The 20,287-nt window shown below is 74.3% G+C and carries 22 protein-coding genes; 5 read left to right on the forward strand and 17 right to left on the reverse strand.

All coding sequences use genetic code 11. The annotated features are described in order from the left end of the window. Positions 1-108 precede the first annotated feature (108 nt). Genes DQ240_RS09685 through DQ240_RS09710 form a run of 6 tightly spaced genes read right to left on the reverse strand, consistent with a single transcriptional unit; the run spans position 109 to position 4,846 of the window. Positions 109-867, reverse strand: coding sequence for an ABC transporter permease (locus tag DQ240_RS09685; protein ID WP_113839408.1), 759 nt, complete (start codon positions 865-867; stop codon positions 109-111). Next, entirely contained in the window at positions 864-1,847 is a 984-nt protein-coding gene (locus DQ240_RS09690; protein ID WP_113839409.1) for an ATP-binding cassette domain-containing protein, read from the reverse strand. The genes DQ240_RS09685 and DQ240_RS09690 overlap by 4 nt, the downstream gene beginning before the upstream one ends. Positions 1,848-1,879: 32 nt before the next feature. After that, a complete protein-coding gene (locus DQ240_RS23255; protein WP_158548623.1) occupies positions 1,880-2,482 on the reverse strand; it encodes a PadR family transcriptional regulator in 603 nt (200 codons plus the stop codon). Between the two features lie 52 nt (positions 2,483-2,534). Beyond that, the gene (locus DQ240_RS09700; protein ID WP_113839410.1) at positions 2,535-2,801 is read right to left on the reverse strand and encodes a hypothetical protein; all 267 of its coding nucleotides are present in this window, start codon (positions 2,799-2,801) and stop codon (positions 2,535-2,537) included. A gap of 22 nt (positions 2,802-2,823) precedes the next feature. Further along, entirely contained in the window at positions 2,824-4,041 is a 1,218-nt protein-coding gene (locus DQ240_RS09705) for a DUF885 family protein (protein ID WP_113839411.1), read from the reverse strand. Positions 4,042-4,066: 25 nt separating this feature from the next. Next, positions 4,067-4,846, reverse strand: coding sequence for an isoprenyl transferase (locus DQ240_RS09710; RefSeq protein WP_113839412.1), 780 nt, complete (start codon positions 4,844-4,846; stop codon positions 4,067-4,069). Positions 4,847-4,951: 105 nt separating this feature from the next. On the opposite strand from DQ240_RS09710, the gene DQ240_RS09715 reads away from it, so the two are divergent. Continuing rightward, positions 4,952-5,779, forward strand: coding sequence for a hemolysin III family protein (locus DQ240_RS09715; protein ID WP_113839413.1), 828 nt, complete (start codon positions 4,952-4,954; stop codon positions 5,777-5,779). Here the strand turns inward: DQ240_RS09715 and DQ240_RS09720 are convergent. From DQ240_RS09720 to DQ240_RS09745, 6 genes are all read right to left on the reverse strand, one after another. Beyond that, positions 5,772-7,022 carry a geranylgeranyl reductase family protein gene (locus DQ240_RS09720; protein WP_113839414.1) on the reverse strand — a complete coding sequence of 417 codons (1,251 nt, stop codon included), beginning with the start codon at positions 7,020-7,022 and terminating at the stop codon, positions 5,772-5,774. The genes DQ240_RS09715 and DQ240_RS09720 overlap by 8 nt on opposite strands. A 12-nt stretch (positions 7,023-7,034) precedes the next feature. Continuing rightward, entirely contained in the window at positions 7,035-7,691 is a 657-nt protein-coding gene (locus DQ240_RS09725) for a maleylpyruvate isomerase N-terminal domain-containing protein (RefSeq protein ID WP_113839415.1), read from the reverse strand. A gap of 14 nt (positions 7,692-7,705) precedes the next feature. After that, positions 7,706-8,311, reverse strand: a complete 606-nt coding sequence (locus DQ240_RS09730) for a hypothetical protein (RefSeq protein WP_113839416.1) — start codon at positions 8,309-8,311, stop codon at positions 7,706-7,708. A gap of 116 nt (positions 8,312-8,427) precedes the next feature. Then, positions 8,428-9,336, reverse strand: coding sequence for an ABC transporter permease (locus DQ240_RS09735; RefSeq protein ID WP_113839417.1), 909 nt, complete (start codon positions 9,334-9,336; stop codon positions 8,428-8,430). Further along, the gene (locus DQ240_RS09740; protein WP_113839418.1) at positions 9,326-10,132 is read right to left on the reverse strand and encodes an ABC transporter ATP-binding protein; all 807 of its coding nucleotides are present in this window, start codon (positions 10,130-10,132) and stop codon (positions 9,326-9,328) included. The genes DQ240_RS09735 and DQ240_RS09740 overlap by 11 nt, the downstream gene beginning before the upstream one ends. Positions 10,133-10,157: 25 nt before the next feature. Then, entirely contained in the window at positions 10,158-11,240 is a 1,083-nt protein-coding gene (locus DQ240_RS09745) for an ABC transporter substrate-binding protein (protein WP_113839419.1), read from the reverse strand. A gap of 427 nt (positions 11,241-11,667) precedes the next feature. Between DQ240_RS09745 and DQ240_RS09750 the strand changes: the two genes are divergently transcribed. Beyond that, a complete protein-coding gene (locus tag DQ240_RS09750) occupies positions 11,668-12,234 on the forward strand; it encodes a hypothetical protein (RefSeq protein WP_113839420.1) in 567 nt (188 codons plus the stop codon). A gap of 55 nt (positions 12,235-12,289) precedes the next feature. Here DQ240_RS09750 and DQ240_RS09755 read toward each other — a convergent pair whose 3' ends face one another. Then, entirely contained in the window at positions 12,290-12,613 is a 324-nt protein-coding gene (locus tag DQ240_RS09755) for a hypothetical protein (RefSeq protein ID WP_233498608.1), read from the reverse strand. Next, positions 12,610-13,497: a mycothiol conjugate amidase Mca gene (gene mca, locus DQ240_RS09760; protein ID WP_113839421.1), complete on the reverse strand. Its 888-nt coding sequence runs from the start codon at positions 13,495-13,497 to the stop codon at positions 12,610-12,612. Before mca ends, DQ240_RS09755 begins: the two co-directional genes overlap by 4 nt. A gap of 206 nt (positions 13,498-13,703) precedes the next feature. Between mca and greA the strand changes: the two genes are divergently transcribed. Both greA and DQ240_RS09770 read left to right on the forward strand, forming a co-directional pair. Next, positions 13,704-14,204, forward strand: a complete 501-nt coding sequence (greA, locus tag DQ240_RS09765; RefSeq protein WP_113839422.1) for a transcription elongation factor GreA — start codon at positions 13,704-13,706, stop codon at positions 14,202-14,204. A 20-nt stretch (positions 14,205-14,224) separates the two neighbouring features. Beyond that, positions 14,225-14,545, forward strand: a complete 321-nt coding sequence (locus tag DQ240_RS09770) for an RNHCP domain-containing protein (RefSeq protein WP_113839423.1) — start codon at positions 14,225-14,227, stop codon at positions 14,543-14,545. 219 nt (positions 14,546-14,764) lie between these two features. Here DQ240_RS09770 and DQ240_RS09775 read toward each other — a convergent pair whose 3' ends face one another. The 3 genes from DQ240_RS09775 to DQ240_RS09785 are packed head-to-tail and all read right to left on the reverse strand — an operon-like array spanning position 14,765 to position 18,649. Beyond that, positions 14,765-16,813, reverse strand: a complete 2,049-nt coding sequence (locus tag DQ240_RS09775) for a M3 family metallopeptidase (RefSeq protein WP_113839424.1) — start codon at positions 16,811-16,813, stop codon at positions 14,765-14,767. Between the two features lie 22 nt (positions 16,814-16,835). Further along, positions 16,836-17,642 (reverse strand): ABC transporter permease, encoded by an 807-nt coding sequence (locus DQ240_RS09780; protein WP_113839425.1) that lies wholly within the window; start codon positions 17,640-17,642, stop codon positions 16,836-16,838. Next, complete coding sequence (locus DQ240_RS09785) at positions 17,639-18,649, reverse strand: ATP-binding cassette domain-containing protein (protein WP_113839544.1); 1,011 nt, start codon at positions 18,647-18,649, stop codon at positions 17,639-17,641. Before DQ240_RS09785 ends, DQ240_RS09780 begins: the two co-directional genes overlap by 4 nt. Positions 18,650-18,805: 156 nt before the next feature. Between DQ240_RS09785 and DQ240_RS09790 the strand changes: the two genes are divergently transcribed. Then, positions 18,806-20,287 carry a sigma 54-interacting transcriptional regulator gene (locus tag DQ240_RS09790; RefSeq protein WP_113839426.1) on the forward strand — a complete coding sequence of 494 codons (1,482 nt, stop codon included), beginning with the start codon at positions 18,806-18,808 and terminating at the stop codon, positions 20,285-20,287.

Below are 20,287 nucleotides of genomic sequence, written 5' to 3' on the forward strand. Positions count from 1 at the left end.
CCCGTCGTCCACCCCGGACGCTAGGCCCGCCAGGTGACAGAAGCGTGTCCGGGAGGCCACGTGTCCCCCGAAGAGGGCACCAGCCGCACCACCCGCCCCAGCGACCGGTCAGCCGTTCTCCCGCCGGAACCGCCGCACCCCGTAGACCCAGCCGAGCACCGCCATCGCCACCGTCAGGCCGACGCCCCACCACACGGCCGAGGCGCCGTAGTCGCCGTCGAACAGCTCCCGCGCACCCTCCACGACGTGCTTGATCGGGACGACGTCGCTGATCGCCTGCAACCAGCCGGGCGCCAGCGTCATCGGCAGCAGGATCCCCGACAGCAGCAGCACCGGGAGCACGAAGGCGTTGAGCAGCGGCGCGAAGGCGTCCTCGCTCTTCAGCGTCAGGGCCAGCGCGTACGAGACGGAGGCGAAGGCCGCACCCAGCAGTGCGATCACCACCAGCGTCAGCACCACGCCCATCACCGGCGCGCGCAGCCCCAGCGGGATCGACACCAGCACGAGCAGCACGCCCTGCACGAGCAGCACGACGACGTCGCGCAGCACCCGCCCGAGCAGCAGCGCCGTCCGGCTGGCCGGGGTGACCCGCTGGCTCTCGACCACACCGGCGCGGTACTCGGCGATCAGGCCGAAGCCGACGAACAGCGCCCCGAAGATGCCCAGCTGCACGAGGATGCCGGGCACGAACACCGAGTAGGCGTTCTCCCCGCCGAGCTGGCCGGACAGCGGCTCGAGCAGCGGCCCGAACAGCACGATGTAGAGGATCGGCTGCAGCAGGCCGATCACCACCCAGGCCGGGTTGCGCAGCGACAGCCGCATGGCGCGGGCGAAGACGGTCCAGGTGTCGCGGGCGACGGCGTTCACGCCGGCACCTCCTCGGCGGCCGCGGGGGCGCCCTCCTCGCGCAGCGACCGGCCGGTCAGCCCGAGGAAGACGTCGTCCAGGCTGGGCCGGCGGCTCTCCACCCCGGCGACGTCGATGCCGGCGGCGTCCAGCTCGCGGACCAGGCCGACCAGCGCGCGCCCACCGGCGGGCACCCGGCCGACCACCCGGGCGCCCTCCACCTGCGGCGACTCCGCGCCCGGCAGCGCGCCGACCAGCCGGGCGACGTCGGCCGCGCGGGCCGGGTCGGCGACGGTCACGGTGAGCACGTCGCCGCCGACGCCGGACTTCAGCGCGTCCGGGGTGCCCTCGGCGACGATGGCGCCGCGGTCGATGACGAGGATGCGGTCGCAGAGGGCGTCGGCCTCGTCGAGGTAGTGGGTGGTGAGGAAGACCGTCGTCCCCCGCTCGTCGCGCAGACCACGGATGTGCTCCCACAGGTTGGCCCGGGCCTGTGGGTCGAGGCCGGTGGTGGGCTCGTCGAGGAAGACCAGCCCGGGGTCGTGCACGAGCCCCATGGCGATGTCGAGCCGGCGACGCTGTCCGCCCGACATGGCCTTGGGCTGGCGCTCCCACAGGCCGTCGAGGTCGAGGTCGCGGAACAGCTGCCGGCCGCGGGTGACCGCGTCGGCCGTGCTGACGCCGTAGAGGCGGGCGTGGTCGACGACCTCCTCCCCGGCACGCGCCTCGGGCGCGGTCGAGCCGCTCTGCGAGACGTAGCCGATCCGCCGGCGGACCCCGACCGGGTCGGCGACCAGGTCGCAGCCGGCGACGGTGGCCGTGCCGGCCGTGGGGGTGAGCAGCGTGGTGAGCATGCGCAGCGTCGTCGTCTTGCCGGCGCCGTTGGGTCCGAGGAAGCCGACGATCTCGCCGGCCGCCACGTCGAGGTCCACCCCGGTGACGGCGTGGACCTCCTGCTTCCTCTTCCGGAACGTGCGGGCCAGGCCGCGGGCGTGGATCACCCCGGCAGTGTTCAAGTTTGACTACGGCGTCGTCAAGGCAATTCGCGGAGCGCCGGCGGCCACAGTCCGTCGACCGGCACGTCCGGGGCACCCGGCTCACCCGCGAAGCGGTAGTGCCCGGCGTCGAGCCGGCCGCACAGCTGCTCCACCCAGGCCAGCTCAGCGGTCAGCCGGTGCGCGATCAGCGCGGAGAGCTCGACCGCCGGCGCCGGGGCCAGGCGGGTCTCCTCGATCGACCGCACCGTCGCCGACGCCGACGAGCTCATGGCCTCGAGCAGCAGGGTCCGCGCCCGCAGGGCCTCCCGGACGTCGGCCCGCGGCAGGGCCGTCATGAAGCAGAGCCCGCCCAGCAGCCTGGTCGCGTCCCCGGGGTCGGGCTCCCGCAGCGCCGCCGCCAGCAGCCGGCGGAACTCCACCTCGCCGTCCGGGGTGAGCCGGTAGGACACCGGGTCGCCGGGGACCTCGTCGAGGAGCCCGTGGCTCACCAGGGTCCGGAGCCCGGAGTAGATGGACCCGGGCTTGACGTGCGCCCAGTCCTCGACCTGCCAGCTCAGCAGCTCCCGGCGCAGCAGGTAGCCGTGCACCGGCTGGAACACCCGCACGGCGCCCAGCAGCAGCAACCGGGTCGTGGACACGTGTCCACTCTGCCGTTCGTGCTGCCGCCTCGGCAGGGGCGGGCGCCCGGTCTCACCACTCCCGGCGATACGGCCGGTCCGGCGGCGGAGGCAGCGTCGGCGCCTCCCGGGTGGCCGGATAGGGGTCGTCGTCCCAGGTCGGGGCGGGTCCCCGGCGCCGCGGGCGGACGGCCACCAGCGCCCAGACGAGCGGGACCAGGAGCACCGGCCACTGCAGCGCGAGGTCGCCGACCCACAGGATCCCGGCCAGCAGCAGGACGGCGAGGCATCCCGCCGTCCACAGGCCGAGCAGCCGGGCCTCGCCGGGGTCGCGCCGCACCGTGTCCTCGCCCGCCCGGCCCTCAGGCGGCCTGCAGCTCGCCGGCGACGACGGCCGGGGTGAGCGGCTCGTCCAGCAGGCGTAGGAAGCGGTCGGCCGCGGACTGCTCCGCGGGGCGGGCGGACAGCCACCCGGAGAGCAGCTCGAAGCCCTCCACGTAGGTGGTGATGTAGGCCCGCCACAGCGGGTGGGTGAGGAACCGGAGCTGCTGGCGCGCCCGCTCGTCGCTGACCAGCGACCACCGCTGCAGGTGCGCCACCACGTCGTCGGGGTCGGCGCCGCGGTCGTGCAGCATCAGCGCGGCGTCCTGGCGGACCCGGTTGAGCGGCGCCGTGGCGGCGGCGATCCGCTCGGCGAGGTCGCCGTCGAACCGCAGGCCCAGGTCGCCGAGGACCTCGGCCGACCAGCGACCCCACCCCTCACCGACCGCGGCGTCGACGCCCAGGTCGGCCAGGCCCTCGGCCATGAGGCACTCGGGGGTGTTGACCAGGAACACGGTGTGCTCGACCCGGCCGGCCCGCTCCACGAGGCCCTGCTCCTTGCGGCAGTGCTCGGTGTGGTGGCCGGGGTAGGACTCGTGAGCCACCAGGTGCGGGAGCTGGCTGAGCCGGTGCGGCAGGTCGGCGTTGATGGCGACCCGGGAGCGGTAGGCGCCCTCGTAGTAGTTGAAGCCCGACCACGGCTTGTCGGTGACCACCTCGTACCGCACGGTCTCGGCCTCGGGCAGCCCGTAACCGGAACGCACCCGGTCGCGCAGCGCGCTGGACAGCGCCTGGACGGCGACCTCGAGCCGCTGCGGCGGGCACTCCTCGCGGCGGCGGTGCCGGGCGTACCGCTCGGCGAGGGTGCCGTCGCCCGGGAGCAGCTCCTCGAGCGCGGCGTGCGCGGCCGCGTAGTGCGCCGGGTCGCCCAGCTCGACGTCCACCTGGAAGTAGCTGCGCACCTCGTCGCGGAAGGCGACCGGCTCGCCGCTCATCTTCCGAGCGCTGCACTCCAGACCGGTCAGCTGGCCGCGCAGGAACGCCGTGCGGTCGGCCGGCAGGCGCGCCGCGTCGAGCTCGCCGAGCAGCGTCCGCGCCTGGTCCCGCAGCCCCTGCGGAGTGGGCGCGGGCTCGTCCTCGACCGCCGCCCGGATCCGCGGGTCACCGGTGTAGGCGTCGACGAACCCGCTCTCCAGCCGGTCGAACCGCAGGCCGAGGCGGACGTACTCGCGGGCGACGTCGACCGGCGCGGAAGTCATGCGAGGGAGTCTCTCAGCCGGCCGCTCAGCCACCGAAGCGGCGGTGCCGGGCCGAGTAGGCGCGCAGCGCCCGCAGGAAGTCGACGCGGCGGAACTCCGGCCAGTAGACGTCGGTGAAGTAGAACTCGGAGTGGGCGGTCTGCCAGAGCAGGAACCCGGAGAGCCGCTGCTCGCCGCTGGTGCGGATCACCAGGTCGGGGTCGGGCTGGCCGCGGGTGTAGAGGTGCTCGGCGATGTGCTCGACGTCGAGCATCCCCACGAGCTCGTCGAGCGACGTCCCGCGCGCGGCGTGCTCGGCCAGCAGCGAGCGGACGGCGTCGGCGATCTCGCGCCGACCGCCGTAGCCGACGGCCAGGTTCACCGTCGCGCCGGGCCGGTCACGGGTGGCCTCCTCGGCCTGCTTGAGGACGGCGACGGTCTCGGCCGGGAGCAGCTCGAGGGCACCCACCGGGTGCAGCTGCCAGCGCCGGTCGGGAGCCGACAGGTCCTCGGCGACGCCCTCGATGATCCGCAGCAGCGGCAGCAGCTCCGGCTCGGGGCGGGTCAGGTTGTCGGTGGAGAGCAGGAAGAGCGTGACCACCTCGACCCCGGCCTCGTCGCACCAGCCGAGGAGCGAGGCGATCCGGTCGGCGCCGCGACGGTGGCCCGCGTTCGGGTCCTCGAGGCCGATGGAGCGCGCCCAGCGGCGGTTGCCGTCGACGATCACGCCGACGTGGCGGGGGGTGTCGGCGCCGAGGAGCCCGCGGGCCAGACGCCGCTCGTACACCTGGGTGAGCAGATCGCGCACGAACTGACGCACCCCCACGCCGTCACCCTAGTGACTGGCGACCGCCGGAGCCGACCGGCGCTGACAGGGAGCTCACAGCCGCGGGAGGGTGCAGCGCTCCCTACGGCTCCGTAACCTCGGACCATGAGTGCTGCGCCCGAGCCACGGGACGAGATCCTGGTCGAGGCGGACGGAGCCGAGATCCAGGCACCTGCCGGCCAGGCCCTCACCGCCGTCCGGGAGGAGGGCGAGCAGGTCCAGCAGGTCACCGGACCCAGGTGGACCGCCGCCGACTTCGGTGACGACGCCGACTGGGACCACCCCGACACCCGACCCCGGATGCGCGGCTGGCTGCACCTGTTCGCCTTCTTCGGCGCGATCGTCGCCGGCGCCGTGCTCATCCCGCTGGCCTCGGTGCAGGGCGCCCGGGCCGGGTTCTCCGTCGCGGTCTACTGCGCGACCATCTGCGGGCTGTTCGGCATCAGCGCGCTGTACCACCGCCGCCGCTGGTCCCCCCGCGGCTGGAAGATCATGAAGCGGCTCGACCACTCGATGATCTTCCTGTTCATCGCCGGGACCTACACGCCGTTCGCCCTGCTCGCCGTGGACCAGCCGATGGGGTACTGGATCCTGGCGCTGGTGTGGGCGGGCGCGATCGCCGGCGTCTCGCTCAAGCTCACCTGGCCCACCGCCCCCCGCTGGCTGGGCGTGCCGCTCTACATCGGGCTGGGCTGGGTCGCCGTCTTCATCCTGACCGACATCCTGCACATCGCCGGGGTGGCGTCGCTGGTCCTGCTGGCCACCGGCGGCGTGCTGTACACGCTCGGCGGCATCGCCTACGGCATCAAGAAGCCCAACCCGTGGCCCGGGGTCTTCGGCTACCACGAGGTCTTCCACGCGATGACGATCGTGGCGGCCATCTGCCACTACATCGCCGTCTACTTCGCGGTCTACAACAGCCCGTTCAGCTGAACGGGCGGCGGTCGTCCAGCCGCGTCGAGCCCCTGCCCGCCGCCCGCCACAGCCGGGCGACGACGTCCCGGTCGGCGTCGGACACCAGGTTGCCCATCACCCGCAGGGCGACCGTCATGAGCGCGCGCGAGCGCATCCCGACCGGCCCGGCCGCGGGGAGGAACCGCGGCACGGTGAGCAGCCCGGCCAGCCGGCGGGCGATGGAGAACGCCTCGCCGTAGTGCTCCCGGAGGGTCGCCGGCCACGCGGCCGTCCAGTCCGGCTGGTCGAACAGGTCGACGACGGTGCGCCCGGTCTCCAGGCCGTAGTCGATCCCCTCGCCGTTGAGCGGGTTGACGCAGCCGGCGGCGTCCCCGACCAGCGCCCAGTTCGGCCCGGCCACCCCGGAGACGGCGCCGCCCATGGGCAGCAGCGCCGAGGCCGGCGCCCGGACGGGCCCCTCCAGCTGCCAGTCCTCGCGCCGGGCCGCGGCGTAGGCCTCGAGCAGCGGCTTGAGCTGGATGTTGGCGGGCCGCTTCGCCGTCGCCAGCGTCCCGACCCCGATGTTCACCTCGCCGGCATCCGCGCCCAGCGGGAAGACCCAGCCGTAGCCGGACAGCAGCTCGCCGCCCGTGCCGCGCAGCTCCAGGTGGGAGGAGATCCACTCGTCGTCGGCCCGGCCGGAGGGCACGTAGCCGCGGGCGGCGACGCCGTAGGCGGTGTCCCGGTGCCACTCGCGGCCGAGCACCCGCCCCAGCGGGGAGCGCACCCCGTCGGCGACGACCAGCCGCTCGCAGCCCACGGTCACCGTGCCGGTGGACGTCTCGAGGACCACCCCGGTCACGCGGTCGCCGTCCCGTTCGACGTCGACCGCGCGGGCGCCCTCCAGCGGGGTCGCGCCGGCGGTCAGGGCGCACGCGCGGATGCGGGCGTCGAGCTCGGTGCGGGGCACGGCGCTGCCGTGGTCGGGGAACTCGCCCCCGGGCCAGGGCAGCTGCCACTCCTGGCCGAACCCGGCCGCGCGCAGGCCGCGGTTGCGGGCCCGGGAGCGGGCCCAGTCCCCCAGCTCGAGCCGGTCCAGCTCGGCGATCGCCCGCGGGGTCAGCCCGTCGCCGCAGGCCTTGTCCCGGGGGAAGACGGCGGCGTCGGCCAGCACGACCTCGTGCCCCGCCCGCGCGGCCCAGGCGGCCGCCGCCGAGCCGGCCGGCCCGGCGCCGACCACCAGGACGTCGGTGGTGGTCGGCGGGACGACGGCGCTGCTCACCGGCCCAGTGTCCTACCCGAACAGCGGGAGCCGGTCGGCCGCCTCGCCCAGGGCCACGCGGTCGGCCTCGGTCAGGGGCTCCCGGCCGGTGCCGCGCCGAGCGGCGGTGGCGTCGTCCCACTCCGCCGGGAGCGGCTCCCCGAGCAGGGCCTCCAGCACCCGGCGGACCTCGGCCAGCGGTCCGGCGGCCGGCCCCGGCCGGTCCAGGTGGGCGACCAGGTCGAGGTGGTGGACGGCGGCCTCGACCACGAGCGTGGAGAGCAGGTCGGCGACGCTCAGCACGTGGCCCTGGGTGGCGACGAGGTCGTCCCCGGAGACCCGGCCCGCCGACACCAGCACCGCCGCGGTGGTCTCGGCGTACGGCTCGCGGATGGCGGCCAGCCCGCCGGTCACGCTCGCCGAGACACGGGTGGCCCAGAGGTCGCGGTCGTCGTCCTCCGCGGTGGGCTGCCACGACCGCCAGTAGCCGACGGCGTCGGTGCCGGCCGGGCCCTCCGCGGGCGTGGAGAGCGCGACCAGCCCGCGCCGGGCGTCGGCGAGCATGTGCCAGGCGAGGTCGACCGGCGTCCAGCCGGCGCACCCGGTGGGCCGCCACTGCTCCTCGGGCGCCAGCTCGGCGAGCAGCCGGGCGAAGTCGCCGTAGACGGTGCGCAGCAGCGGGAGGACCACCCGGCCAGCGTGCCTCAGTCGGCCCGGGGCCCGCGCGCCCGCACCTCCTCGACCGCGGTCATGGCGTTCCGCAGCTCGGTGAGCCAGTCGTCGGCGTTGCGGCCCACCAGCCGCACCGCCCAGGCCAGCGCCTCCGACCGCGACCGGGCGACGCCGGCGTCGACGAGCGTGTCGAGGACCAGGCGCTCCGGCTGGCGCAGCCGCGTCATCACCGGGACCGAGAGCGTGGTGAACAGCTCGCGGGTGTCGCCGCAGGTCGCTCCCCACGCCACCGACCGGCCGTAGCGCTCCTGCGCGGCGTCCGCGACGGCCATCCGCTGCTCGCGGGTCTCCTCGCGGAACCGGGCGATCCGGCCGGCGCGGGCGGCAGCGGCATCGCCCTCCCCCGCCTCCGGCTCGGCCAGGGGTCCGACCACGGTGATCTCGTCGCGGTCGATGGTCAGCTCGACCGGGCCGGCGAACCAGGCGTCGGGCAGCCGGCCGGCGAACCAGCCGGCGACCTCGGCGCGCTCCACGGGGGGCGGCGCGTCCTGTCCGCGGCCGCGTCCGGTACCCCGGGCGCGGGCCCAGGGGCCGCGACCGGTCCCGAACGGGGCGTCGGCGAAGCGGTGTGCGTGCATGGGAACAGCCTCCTCGGAGCGGCGTAATGATTACACGCTTACAAGGTAGGCCGGACAGGGCTCTGCCGACAGGGGCCCGGCTACGCCCTGAGCGGACGGGGCCGGGCCTCTGCCGGTCAGCGGACGGTCAGCCCCCGGCGGACCAGGACGCGCCGCTCCAGCGGGGCGAAGACGAGCAGCTCGATCGCGATGCCGACCGCCAGGATCAGGGCGATCGACGTGATGACCAGCGACATCTGGGAGAGCTCGCGGCCGACGTTGAGCAGCTGCCCCAGGCCCTGGCCCAGCTGCGGCGAGTAGGTGATGAGCTCGGCGGCCATGAGCGACCGCCAGGCGAAGGCCCACCCCTGGCGGAGTCCGCCGAGGTAGCCCGGCAGCGCCGCCGGCAGGAGCACGTGCCGGGTGCGGCCGAGGGTCGAGAGCCCGAGCACACGGCCGACGCGGTCGAACAGCGGCGGCACCTGCTTCATGCCGCTGAGCAGCCCGTTCGCGATGGACGGCGCGGCGCCGAGCAGCACCACCGTGTAGATCGCGGCGTCGGTCAGCTGGAACCAGATGATGGCGGCCGGCACCCAGGCGACCGAGGGCAGGCTCTGCAGCCCGCTGACGATCGGCCCGATGGCCGCCCGCAGCCACCGGCTCCACCACATGGCGAGGCCGAGCGCGGTGCCGATGACCAGCGACAGGGCGAAGCCGACGGCGCCGCGGCTGAGGCTGGTCCAGACCGCCTCGAACGCGCTGCCGTCGGTGATCCGCTCCCAGAACACCTCGGCCACGTCGCCCGGCGAGGGCAGCGCGTACGACGGCTTCACCTCGGCCTCGTAGGCCAGCTGCCACACGCCGACGAGCGCGGCGAGGAAGAAGATCGGCGGGAGGACCGTCCGGACGAACCGCCTGCCCAGGCTCGGGCCCGGCGGCAGCGTCGCGGCGGTGTCGAGGGCGTCGAGCCCTGCCTCGAGCTGCCGGGCGCCGACCGGCGGCCCGTCCGTCGTCCGGTTCCCGTGCGGGCTGGTGCTAGTGGCCATGGCGGCTGATCTCCCGGTGCAGCTCGTGGGTGATCTCCGCGGCGAGCGCGCTGACCCCGGGCGACTCGATGGTCCGCGGCTGCGGCAGGTCGACCTGCCACTCCCGCACGATGCGGCCCGGCCGCGAGCCCATGAGGACCACCCGCGACCCCAGTCGCACGGCCTCGCGGACGTTGTGGGTCACGAAGACGACCGACAGCTGCTGCTCGGCCCACACCCGGGCCAGCTCGACGTGCAGCACGTCACGGGTGATGGCGTCGAGCGCGGCGAACGGCTCGTCCATCAGCAGGACCTTGCTGTCCTGCGCGAGGGAACGCGCCAGGGCGACCCGCTGGCGCATGCCCCCGGACAGCTCGTGCACCCGCTTGCCGCCCTGGTCGGCGAGGTTGACCAGCGACAGCAGCCGGGCGGCCTCGGTGCGCCGCTCCGCGCGCTTCACGCCGCGGGCCTTGAGCGCCAGCTCCACGTTCCCGCTGGCGGTCAGCCACGGGAGCAGGGCGGGCTCCTGGAACATGAGGGCCGGCCGCCGGGCGCTGACCTCCACGCGCCCGGCGGTCGGCTCGACGAGTCCGGCGAGCAGGTTGAGCAACGTCGACTTGCCGCACCCGGACGCGCCGACCAGGCAGACGAACTCCCCCGGGGCCACGGTCAGGTCGACGCCGTCGAGCACCGGCGGCCGGTCGCGCTCGAAGACCTGGGAGACGCCCTCGACCCGGACGGCGGGCGGGGCGTCGGCCGCGCTCCGGTGCGCAGGACGGGCCTGCGGACCGGCGGCGACCAGCTGTTCCGTGGACATGGGGGTGCCTTCCTGGCGGGAGGGGTCAGTCCTCGCCCAGGCCGCCGGCGGACACCGGCTCCAGGTCGAGGTCGGAGAGGACGGCGTTCAGCGGACGGAGGTCGTAGATGCCCTCGATGTCCACGAGTTCCGGCGTGGTGCCGGCGTCGAAGCTGTGCTGCGCGGACTCCTCCAGCGTCGAGGCCAGCGGGTCCCAGGTGACCGAGAGGTTGCTCCAGGCGCGGTCGAGCACCTCGGCGTCCAGCGGCGAGCTGCCGGCGGCCTCGAGCCCCGCGTTGACCGCGGTCTTGGCGGCGTCCGGGTCGTCCTCGCCGAGCTGGACGGCGGCGACGTGGGCGCGCAGGAAGGCGTCCACCGTCTCCGGGTTCTGCTCGAGGAACTCGGTGCGCACGATGATGTTCGTGGTGACGAACTGGCCGTCGTCCCACAGGTCGCGCTCGTCGACCAGCACCTTCGCGCCGGCCTCGAGCACCAGCCGCGAGGCCCACGGCTCGGGCAGCCACGCGCCGTCGAACTCGCCCTCCTGGAACAGCCCCAGGGTGTCGGCGTTCGGGGTCGGGGAGATCGTCACGTCGCCGCCGCCCTCGATGCTGTTCTCCAGGCCCTGCTCGGTGAGCCAGGTGCGCAGGGCGACGTCCTGGGTGTTGCCGAGCTGCGGCGTGGCCAGCGTGGCGCCCCGGAGGTCCTCCGGGGAGTCGATGCCCTCGCGGACGACGAGCTGCGCACCACCGGAGGCGGCGCCGGAGATGATGCGGACGGCGTCGCCGTCGCTCTGGCCGTAGGCGTTGATCGCCGGGCTGGGGCCGATGTAGGCGATGTCCAGCGCACCGCCGAACACCGCCTCCACGACGTCCGGGCCGGCGTTGAACACCTGGGTGGACAGCGTCGTGTCGCCGAGCTCCTCGGCGAACAGGCCCTGGTCGACGCCGATCAGGGCGGCCGCGTGCGTCACGTTGGCGAAGTAGCCGAGCCGGAGCTCCTCGGCGACGCCCGAGCCGCCGGAGCTGCCGGAGTCGCCGTCGTCCCCGCAGGCGGCCAGTGCGGCGGCGAGCGGCACCAGGGCCATGAGGGCGAGAGCGCGGCGGCGGGTCGTGCGATGGGTGGTCATGGGTCCTCGTCTGGGCGTGAGCGCACGGCGACGACGGGAGCCACGGGGCCAGGGGGCGCACGTCGACGGACCGCGCGCCGGGGGGTGGGAGGGGGCGCGTCGGCTCTAGGCCGACGGACAGAGAGCGCTGCTCAGCCACCCGTTGTCGACGTGGCGGTCGGCCACGAGGAGGGGCAGCGGAGGCATGGGCGGAAAGATAACCCACACCATCCCCACCATGTCACTGGGGTATCCCGCCCGCCCGTCGAGCGCCGGCCCCGGCATGTGACATGTCGCCGGATCACGGCGTGATCGCGCGATGACGGATGCAGGACGTTGCCAACCGACACGCCCGGCTTCCGGCGGTCGTGGACATCCACGGCCATTGCTGCTATCCGGCGCGTCGGCGGACTCTGCCGGACATCCGATCCACCCTCAGGAGGTCGCCATGTCCCAGCGTTCTCGCACCGTCCGCCGGCTCGCCGTCACCCTCGCCGGTGGAGCCGTCCTCGGGGTCACCACCCTCGCCGCGCCCGCGTCCGCGGCACCCGGCTGCTCCACCGCCTGGGGGTCCCTGCCGGAGTCCGCCGGCGGCACGGGCGCCGGCACCGTCGACGAGATCCGCACCGGCCGGCACGCGTGCTTCGACCGTCTCGTCGTCGACATCGACGGCGCGAACGGGAGCGCCGTCGGCTACGGCGTCGACTACGTGCCCCAGTTCCGGGAGGACGGCACCGGGGACGCGGTGCCCCTGCGTGGCGCGGCCGACCTGCAGATCGTCGTCGCCCGCCCGGCGCACGCAGGCGGGACGGCGACCTACGACCCGGTCGACGACGCCGAGGCCGAGGACGTCTCCGGCTACCGCACCTTCCGCCAGGTGGCGTGGGGGCAGTCGTTCGAGGGGCAGAGCACGATCGGGCTGGGCGTGCGGGCCCGGCTGCCCTACCGCGTGTCGCTCCTCGCCGGCCCGGGCGACGACGCCCGGCTCGTGGTGGACGTCGCGCACAGCTGGTGAACGGCGGCCCGGGCGCCGTCCCTCCCGGGGACCGCGCCCGGGCCGTCGTGCCCGGTCAGCCGGTGGAGCCGCTGCCCCGCTCGCCGTCGCGCGGCGGCTCGATCGCCCGGGGTGCCCGCCGGAGGGCGTCGAGCACGTCCTCGCCCGGCTCCTCCCGGCCCTCGCGCAGCAACTGCTCCGGGGTGTCGGGGACGGCGACGTCCGGCCGGTCCTCCACGGGCTCGAAGCTCGCCGGCACCCGCTTGAGGTGGCGGGTCATCGAGCGCACCAGGAACCCGACGGCGATGAGGCCGAGCACCAGCAGCAGCAGGCCGAACGGACCGGACTTGCCGACGTCGTCGGGGACCTGCTGCTGGTCGGCCGCCCACAGGATCATCATCGGACCGTCACCTCGCTGCGGATGCCTGCGAACAGGTCGTCCTCGGGCACGGGGGCGTCGACCAGGGAGCGGGCCAGCTCGTAGTCCTCGGTGGGCCAGACCCGCTGCTGCAGGTCCATCGGGACGGCGAACCACCGGCCGGTCGGGTCGATCTGCGTGGCGTGCGCGATGAGGGCGGCATCACGGACGTCGAAGTACTCCGCGCACGGGACCTTCGTGGTGACCCGGTGGGAGATGTCGTTCTCCGGGTCCCAGTTCTCCAGCCACTCCGCGTACGGGGACTCGCCGCCGGAGGCGAGGACCGCCTCGTGCAGCGCTCGCGTCCGGGGCAGCGTGAAGCTCATGTGGTAGTAGAGCTTGCTCGGCTGCCAGGGCTCGCCGAGCTCCGGGTAGCGGTCGGGATCACCGGCGGCCTCGAAGGCGTGCACCGAGATCTCGTGCGTCTTGATGTGGTCGGGGTGCGGGTAGCCGCCGCGCTCGTCGTAGGTGGTGACGACGTGCGGCCGGAAGCGGCGGATGAGCGCGACGAGCGGCGCCGCGGCCTCCTCCAGCGGCACGAGGGCGAAACACCCCTCGGGCAGCGGCGGCAGCGGGTCGCCCTCGGGGAGCCCGGAGTCGACGAAGCCGAGGAACTCCTGCTCCACGCCGAGGATCTCCCGCGCGCGGGCCATCTCCTCGGTGCGGATCTGCGGCAGCCGCTCCCACACCTCCGGCTTGTCGAGGGCCGGGTTGAGCACCGAGCCGCGCTCGCCGCCGGTGCACGTGGCCACCATGACGCGGGCGCCCTCGGCGACGTACTTGGCCATCGTCGCGGCGCCCTTGCTCGACTCGTCGTCGGGGTGGGCGTGCACGGCGAGCAGCCGGAGCTGGTCTGCGTCGGTCACCGGGCCATCATCCCCCGCTGCGGGGGCAGGCGGCGGCGGGCAGGCACCCGGACGGGTGTGGTGTGCCGCGCGTCACGCCGGGACCGGGTAGGTTCCGCAACTCCCGTCGATGCGTGCAGCGGCTCCGACGCCGGTGTTAGCTTGGACGATCACCATGAGCGCCGTCCGACCGGACGGTGACCCCCCAACCGCAGGAGTACCGACGCGTGTCCACCCCCACTGAGAACGAGCAGGGCATCTGGCTGACCCAGGAGGCCCACGACCGGCTGAAGGCCGAGCTCGACCAGCTGGTGGCGAACCGTCCGGCGATGGCCGCCGAGATCAACGCCCGCCGCGAGGAGGGCGACCTCAAGGAGAACGGCGGCTACCACGCGGCCAAGGAGGAGCAGGGCAAGCAGGAGGGCCGCATCCGGCAGCTCACCGACATCCTGCGCAAGGCGACCGTCGGTGACGCGCCCACGGAGGTCACCGAGGCGGCGACGGGCACCGTGATCACGATCCGCTTCAAGGGCGACGACGAGACCGAGAAGTTCCTGCTGGGCTCCCGCGAGATCGCCGGCACGACCGACCTCACCGTCTACTCGCCGGAGTCCGCCCTGGGCGCGGCGATCATGGGTGCGGCGCCGGGGGCCACGGTCACGTACCAGGCGCCCAACGGCCGGGACATCACCGTCGACGTCGTCGCCATCGAGCCGTTCGTCCCCTGACCGGGGCGGACCGCCCGCGCATGGCGCGCTCCCGCCGCGCCGAGAACACCGGCTTCGAGTGCGGCCACTGCCACGTCGCCGTCCCGGCGAACACCGACGGGCACTACCGCAACCACTGCCCGTACTGCCTGTGGTCGCTGCACGTCGACGACCTGCCCGGTGACCGGGCGAGCGAGTGCCGGCAGCTGATGCAGCCGATCGGGCTGGTGGAGAAGTCCGGCAAGGGCTGGCAGGTGGTGCACCGCTGCACGGCGTGCGGCCACCGCCAGCCCAACCGGCTGGTCCGCGACGGCGACGCCCCCGACGACTTGGACCTGGTGCTCTCGCTCCCCTGGCTCTGACACCGCCGGCGCACCGTGTGCGCCGGTCGTGACGCCACTCCTGGGTGTTGCCCCAGCTCTCGCGGTGCTGCAGCGGCGCAGGAGCGCGCGGAACACCGGAGGAGTGCGCCGGACGCGCGCGTTGCGGGTGTTGCTCACGGGTCGCGGGTGCTGCAGCACCCGCGGAGCACGGAGAACACCCGCAACGGGAGCCGGCCCGGGCTGCGACTGCGGAGGAGGTCAGGCGGCGAGACCTCGACGGCGGAGCAGCGGCGCGGGGTCGGCGTCGCGGCCGCGGACCGCGCGGAAGGCGTCCAGCGGGTCCACCGACCCACCGACGGCGAGCAGCCGGCTGCGGAAGACGTCGCCGTTCTCCCGCCGCAGCCCACCGTTCTCCCGGAACCACTCCACGGTGTCGGCGTCGAGGACCTCCGACCAGATGTAGGAGTAGTAACCGGCCGAGTAGCCACCGGCGAAGACGTGCTGGAAGTAGGTCGTGCGGTAGCGCGGCGGGACGAGGTCGGACGCCACCCCGGCCGCCTCGAGCGCGCGGGCCTCGAACTCCGCCGGGTCGCCGATCTCGGTCTCCGAGGTGATCCGGTGCCATGCCTGGTCGAGCAGCGTCGCCGCGAGGTACTCCTGCGTCGCGAAGCCCTCGCCCCACAGCGCCGCGGCGTCCAGTGCCGCCACCACCTCGGCCGGCAGCGGTTCGCCGGTGTCCACGTGGCGGGCGTAGTGGTCACGGACCTCCGGCCACATCGCCCACATCTCGTTGACCTGGCTGGGGAACTCGACGAAGTCCCGGGGCACCGCGGTGCCGGCGAACCGCGGGTAGGTGACCGCCGAGCTGAGCGCGTGCAGCGTGTGGCCGAACTCGTGGAACAGCGTGTCGACCTCGGTGAGGGTCAGCAGCGTCGGCTGGCCCGGAGCGGCCCGGTTGACGTTGAGGTTGTTGACGACGACGGGCCGGGTGTCGAGCAGCCGGGACTGCGACACGAAGCTGCTCATCCACGCCCCACCGCGCTTGCCCTCGCGCGCGAAGAAGTCACCGAGGTAGAGCCCGACCGGAGCGCCGTCGGCGTCGCTGACCTCCCAGACCCGGACGTCGGGGTGGTAGCCGGCCAGCTCGGGCCGCGGGGTGAACCGGTAGCCGTAGAGGAGCTCGGCGGCGTGGAAGACGCCGTCGACCAGCACCCGGTCCAGCTCGAAGTAGGGCCGCAGCGCCGCGGTGTCGACGGCGTAGCGCTCGGCCCGCACCCGCTCGCTGTAGAAGGCCCAGTCCCAGGCGGCGAGCTCGACCCCGTCCGCGGCGGCGAGCTCGGCGAGGGCGGCGGCCTCGGCCCGGGCGTTGGCGACCGACGGGCCGACCATCGTGGCGAGCATCGCGTCGACGGCCTCCGCCGTCCCCGCGGTCTGGTCGGCCAGTACCAGGTCGGCGTGGCTGTCGAACCCGAGCAACCGGGCCCGCTCGGCCCGCAGCCGGGCGATCCGGACCGCGACCGGTCCGTTGTCGTGCTCGCCGGACGACGCCCGGCCGACCGAGGCCTCGAACACCCGCCGGCGCAGTTCGCGGTCGCGCAGCTTGGCGAGCACCGGCTGCCCCGTCGGCAGCACCAGCGTGAGGAGGTAGCCGTCCAGGCCCCGGTCGGCGGCGGCGCGGGCGGCGGTGGCGATCTCCTCGTCCCCCAGCCCGTCGAGCTCGGCGACGTCGTCCACCCGCACGGCGGCGGCCTCGGTGGCCACCTGCAGGTTCTGCGCGAAGGTCGTCGACAGCTCCGACAGCTGGGCGTTGAGCTCGGTCAGCCGGGCGCGACCGCCCTCGTCCAGCCGGGCACCGGCGAGCACGAAGTCCAGGTGGTAGCGCTCGACCAGGCGCAGCGACTCGGCGTCCAGCCCGGCGGTCTCCCGGCCCGCGTGGACGGCGTCGATGCGGGCGAACAGCGCGGGGTCCAGCCGGATGGCGTCGGAGTGGGCGGACTGCACCGGGGCGAGCTCGCGCTCGATCTCCCGCAGCCGCGGCGTCGACATCGACGACGAGAGGTTGCCGAGGACCGCGTTCGCCCGGCGGAGCAGCCGGCCGGCGCGCTCCAGCGCGACGACGGTGTTCTCGAACGACGGCGGCTCCGCCGAGCCGGTGATCGCCTCGACCTGGGCGCGGTGCTCGGCCATGCCGGCCAGCACGGCCTCACGGCAGTGCTCCAGCGTGATGTCGGCGAACGGCGGCAGCTCGAACGGCAGCGGGGAGGGCTCGAGCAGCGGGTTGGCGGAGGACGGCCCGGCATCGGTCACCGGGCCATCCTCCGCCCCCGGCTCAGCGGGTGGAGGTCCGGGAGTACAGCCGCACCGCCAGCGGCACGAACACCGCGAGGAAGCCGACGGTCCACAGCAGCGTGTAGACCACCGGGTGCTGCAGCGACCACGCGTCGGGGGCCGGCGCACCGGCCACCGAGTTGCCGAACAGGTCGCGGGCGGCCTGGACGACGGCGGACACGGGGTTCCACTCGGCGAAGGTCTGCAGCACCGACGGGAAGCTCTCCAGCGGCACGAAGGTGTTGGCCACGAAGGTCAGCGGGAAGATCACCATGAAGCTCGCGTTGTTGACGACCTCCGGTGTGCGGACGAGCAGCCCCACCACTGCCATCAGCCAGCTGATCGCGTAGGCGAAGAGCAGCAGTACCAGGAAGCCGCCGATGGCCTCCGGCACCGAGCTGTTGATCCGCCAGCCGACCACCAGTCCGGTCAGCGCCATGACGACGATCGAGATGGCGTTGAGGCCGAGGTCGGCGACCGTGCGCCCGATCAGTACCGCCGCACGCGACATCGGCAGCGACCGGAAGCGGTCGATCAACCCCTTCTGCAGGTCCTCGGCGAGGCTGGCCCCGGTGGTCGTGCTCCCGAGCACGATCGTCTGGGCGAAGATCCCGGGGAGCAGGAACTCCGCGTAGCTCACGTCGCCGGGCACGTCGATCGCGCCTCCGAAGACGTAGCGGAAGAGCAGCACGAACATGATCGGCGACAGGGTCGCGAACACGATCAAGTCGGGGACCCGCTTGACCTTGATGAGGTTGCGGCGGGTGATGGTCGCGCTGTCGGCGACCACCGCGGACAGGGCGCTCATCGGGCACCTCCTGCGGTCGTGGCGGGCTCGCGGCCGGCCTGTTCCGCGGCGTCGGGGGACTCGGCCTCCTCGGTGCCGCGGCCGGTCAGGGTGAGGAACACGTCGTCGAGGTCGGGCCGGCGCAGCCCCACGTCGAGGACCTCGACGCCGCTGCCCTCCAGCCGCCGCAGGGCCTCGGCGAGGGCGTCGGTGCCACCGCTCACCGGCATGCTGATCCGGCGGGTCTGCTCGTCGACCTGCGCCTCACCGGCCGCGAGCGGCCGCAGCCGGTCGCGGACCAGGGCGACGTCGGGACCGCGGCCGACGGTGAGCTCCAGCCGCTGCCCGCCGACCTGGGCCTTCAGCTCGTCACCGGTGCCGCGGGCGATGACCCGGCCCCGGTCGATGACCACCATGGAGTCGGCCAGCCGGTCGGCCTCCTCCAGGTACTGGGTCGTGAGCAGGATCGTCGTCCCGCCGTCGGCGAGGTCGGCGATGAACTCCCACATGCCCAGCCGGCTGCGCGGGTCCAGCCCGGTCGTCGGCTCGTCGAGGAACAGCACCCGTGGGCGGGCGATGAGCGAGGCCGCGATGTCGAGCCGGCGGCGCATGCCGCCGGAGTAGGTCTTCGCCGGGCGCGACGCGGCGCCCACGAGGTCGAAGCGCTCCAGCAGCTCCGCGGCCCGTGACCGGGCCTCCCGCCGGCCCAGCCGGTAGAGCCGGCCGACCATCTCCAGGTTCTCGGCGCCGGTCAGGTACTCGTCGACCGCGGCGTACTGGCCGGTCAGCCCGATCGCGGCCCGCACCTGCGCGGCGTCGCGGACCACGTCGAGCCCGACCACCTCCACGCGCCCCTCGTCGGGCTGCAGCAACGTGGCGAGGGTGCGGACGACGGTCGTCTTGCCCGCCCCGTTGGGGCCCAGCAGACCGAGGACGCTGCCCTCGGGGACGCTGAGGTCCACGCCGGCCAGCGCGGTGGTGGCACCGAAGCGCTTGACGAGCCCCTCGACGACGATGGCGGGAGTCATGCGCCGCACGCTAGGGCGAGGCACCGACAGTTCCCGAACCGATTCCGCGGCACGCGTGTCCACTGCATGCCCGGTCCGACCGCGGCCGACGCCGGAACTCATCGGGCGCTGCCGACCCGTGGCCGCGACCACCTGCGGAGTCGTACCTTTGGCGGGGTGACGGACCCCGCCTCCACGGCACCCGCTCCCCCCGCCCCCGACGCCCCTGCTCCGACGACCCTCGGCGAGCTCCGCGCGAGCGGCGCCGCCTTCCGGCCGGTCAAGGCCGAGATCCGGGCCAACCTGCTGGCGCGGCTGGCCGCCGGCGAGCCCTCGCTGCCCGGCATCGTCGGGTTCGAGGACACCGTCGTCCCCGAGGTCGAGCGGGCCCTCATCGCCGGCCACGACCTCGTCCTGCTCGGCGAGCGCGGCCAGGGCAAGACCCGCCTCATCCGCACCCTGGTCGGCCTGCTCGACGAGTGGACGCCGGTGCTGGCCGGCAGCGAGCTCAACGAGCACCCGCTGCACCCGATCTCGGTGTGGGCGCACCGGCAGATCGCCGAGCACGGCGACGCCACCCCGGTCACCTGGCTGCACCGCAGCGAGCGCTTCGGCGAGAAGCTCGCCACCCCCGACACCAGCGTCGGCGACCTGATCGGCGACGTCGACCCGATCAAGGTCGCCGAGGGCCGCACGCTGGGCGATCCGGAGACGGTGCACTACGGGCTGGTGCCGCGCACCAACCGCGGCATCTTCAGCGTCAACGAGCTGCCCGACCTCGCCGAGCGCATCCAGGTCGCGCTGCTCAACGTGCTCGAGGAGCGCGACATCCAGATCCGCGGCTACCGCGTGCGGCTGCCGCTGGACCTGCTGCTGGTCGCCAGCGCCAACCCCGAGGACTACACCAACCGCGGGCGGATCATCACCCCGCTCAAGGACCGCTTCGGCACCGAGGTCCGCACGCACTACCCGATCGAGCTGGCCGACGAGATCCGGCTGCTGCACCAGGAGGCGCACACCAGCGGCCTCGGCGCCCCGGACGACCAGCCGAGCCTGGACAACCCGGTCGTGCCGGAGCACCTCGTCGAGATCATCGCCCGGTTCACCCGGCTGGTCCGCGAGTCCGGCTCGGTCGACCAGCGCTCCGGGGTCAGCGCCCGGTTCGCGATCGCGGCGCTGGAGACCCTCGCCGGCTCCGCCGTCCGCCGCGCCGCCGTCGCCGGGGAGACCCGGCCGGTCGCGCGGGTGGTGGACCTGCCCGCGGTCGTCCCGGCCAGCCGCGGCAAGGTCGAGTTCGCCGACGCCGGCAGCGACCCGGACGACGACCGGGAGCTGGAGGTCCTCGAGCACCTGCTCCGCCAGGCCACCGCGCAGACCTTCCGCGCCCGCTGCGCCGGGCTGGACCTGACCGGCCTGCAGGAGCACTTCACCGGCGGGGAGACCGTGGAGTCCGGCGAGCTGGTGCCGGCCGCGGCCCTGCTCGGGCAGCTGGGCACCATCCCGAAGCTGGCCGAGCTGCTGGGCCGGCTCGGCGTGCCCGAGGGCGAGCAGTCCGCCGAGCAGGCCGCCGCCGCGGTCGAGTTCGCGCTCGAGGGGCTGTACCTGACCCGCCGGCTCGCCAAGGACACCGACGGCGCCCGCACCGTGTACGGGGCCTGA

This window comes from Blastococcus sp. TF02A-26, from assembly GCF_003319125.1.
Classification (GTDB): Bacteria; Actinomycetota; Actinomycetes; order Mycobacteriales; family Geodermatophilaceae; genus Trujillonella.

Coding starts and splice junctions, on each gene's coding strand:
- DQ240_RS09705 (WP_113839411.1), bottom strand. CDS start 4,041: ATGACTTCCGCGCCGGTCGACGTCGCCCGCGAGTACGTCCGCCTCGGC.
- DQ240_RS09715 (WP_113839413.1), top strand. CDS start 4,952: ATGAGTGCTGCGCCCGAGCCACGGGACGAGATCCTGGTCGAGGCGGAC.
- DQ240_RS09730 (WP_113839416.1), bottom strand. CDS start 8,311: ATGCACGCACACCGCTTCGCCGACGCCCCGTTCGGGACCGGTCGCGGC.
- DQ240_RS09735 (WP_113839417.1), bottom strand. CDS start 9,336: ATGGCCACTAGCACCAGCCCGCACGGGAACCGGACGACGGACGGGCCG.
- DQ240_RS09740 (WP_113839418.1), bottom strand. CDS start 10,132: ATGTCCACGGAACAGCTGGTCGCCGCCGGTCCGCAGGCCCGTCCTGCG.
- DQ240_RS09745 (WP_113839419.1), bottom strand. CDS start 11,240: ATGACCACCCATCGCACGACCCGCCGCCGCGCTCTCGCCCTCATGGCC.
- DQ240_RS09750 (WP_113839420.1), top strand. CDS start 11,668: ATGTCCCAGCGTTCTCGCACCGTCCGCCGGCTCGCCGTCACCCTCGCC.
- DQ240_RS09755 (WP_233498608.1), bottom strand. CDS start 12,613: ATGATGATCCTGTGGGCGGCCGACCAGCAGCAGGTCCCCGACGACGTC.
- DQ240_RS09770 (WP_113839423.1), top strand. CDS start 14,225: ATGGCGCGCTCCCGCCGCGCCGAGAACACCGGCTTCGAGTGCGGCCAC.
- DQ240_RS09780 (WP_113839425.1), bottom strand. CDS start 17,642: ATGAGCGCCCTGTCCGCGGTGGTCGCCGACAGCGCGACCATCACCCGC.
- DQ240_RS09785 (WP_113839544.1), bottom strand. CDS start 18,649: ATGACTCCCGCCATCGTCGTCGAGGGGCTCGTCAAGCGCTTCGGTGCC.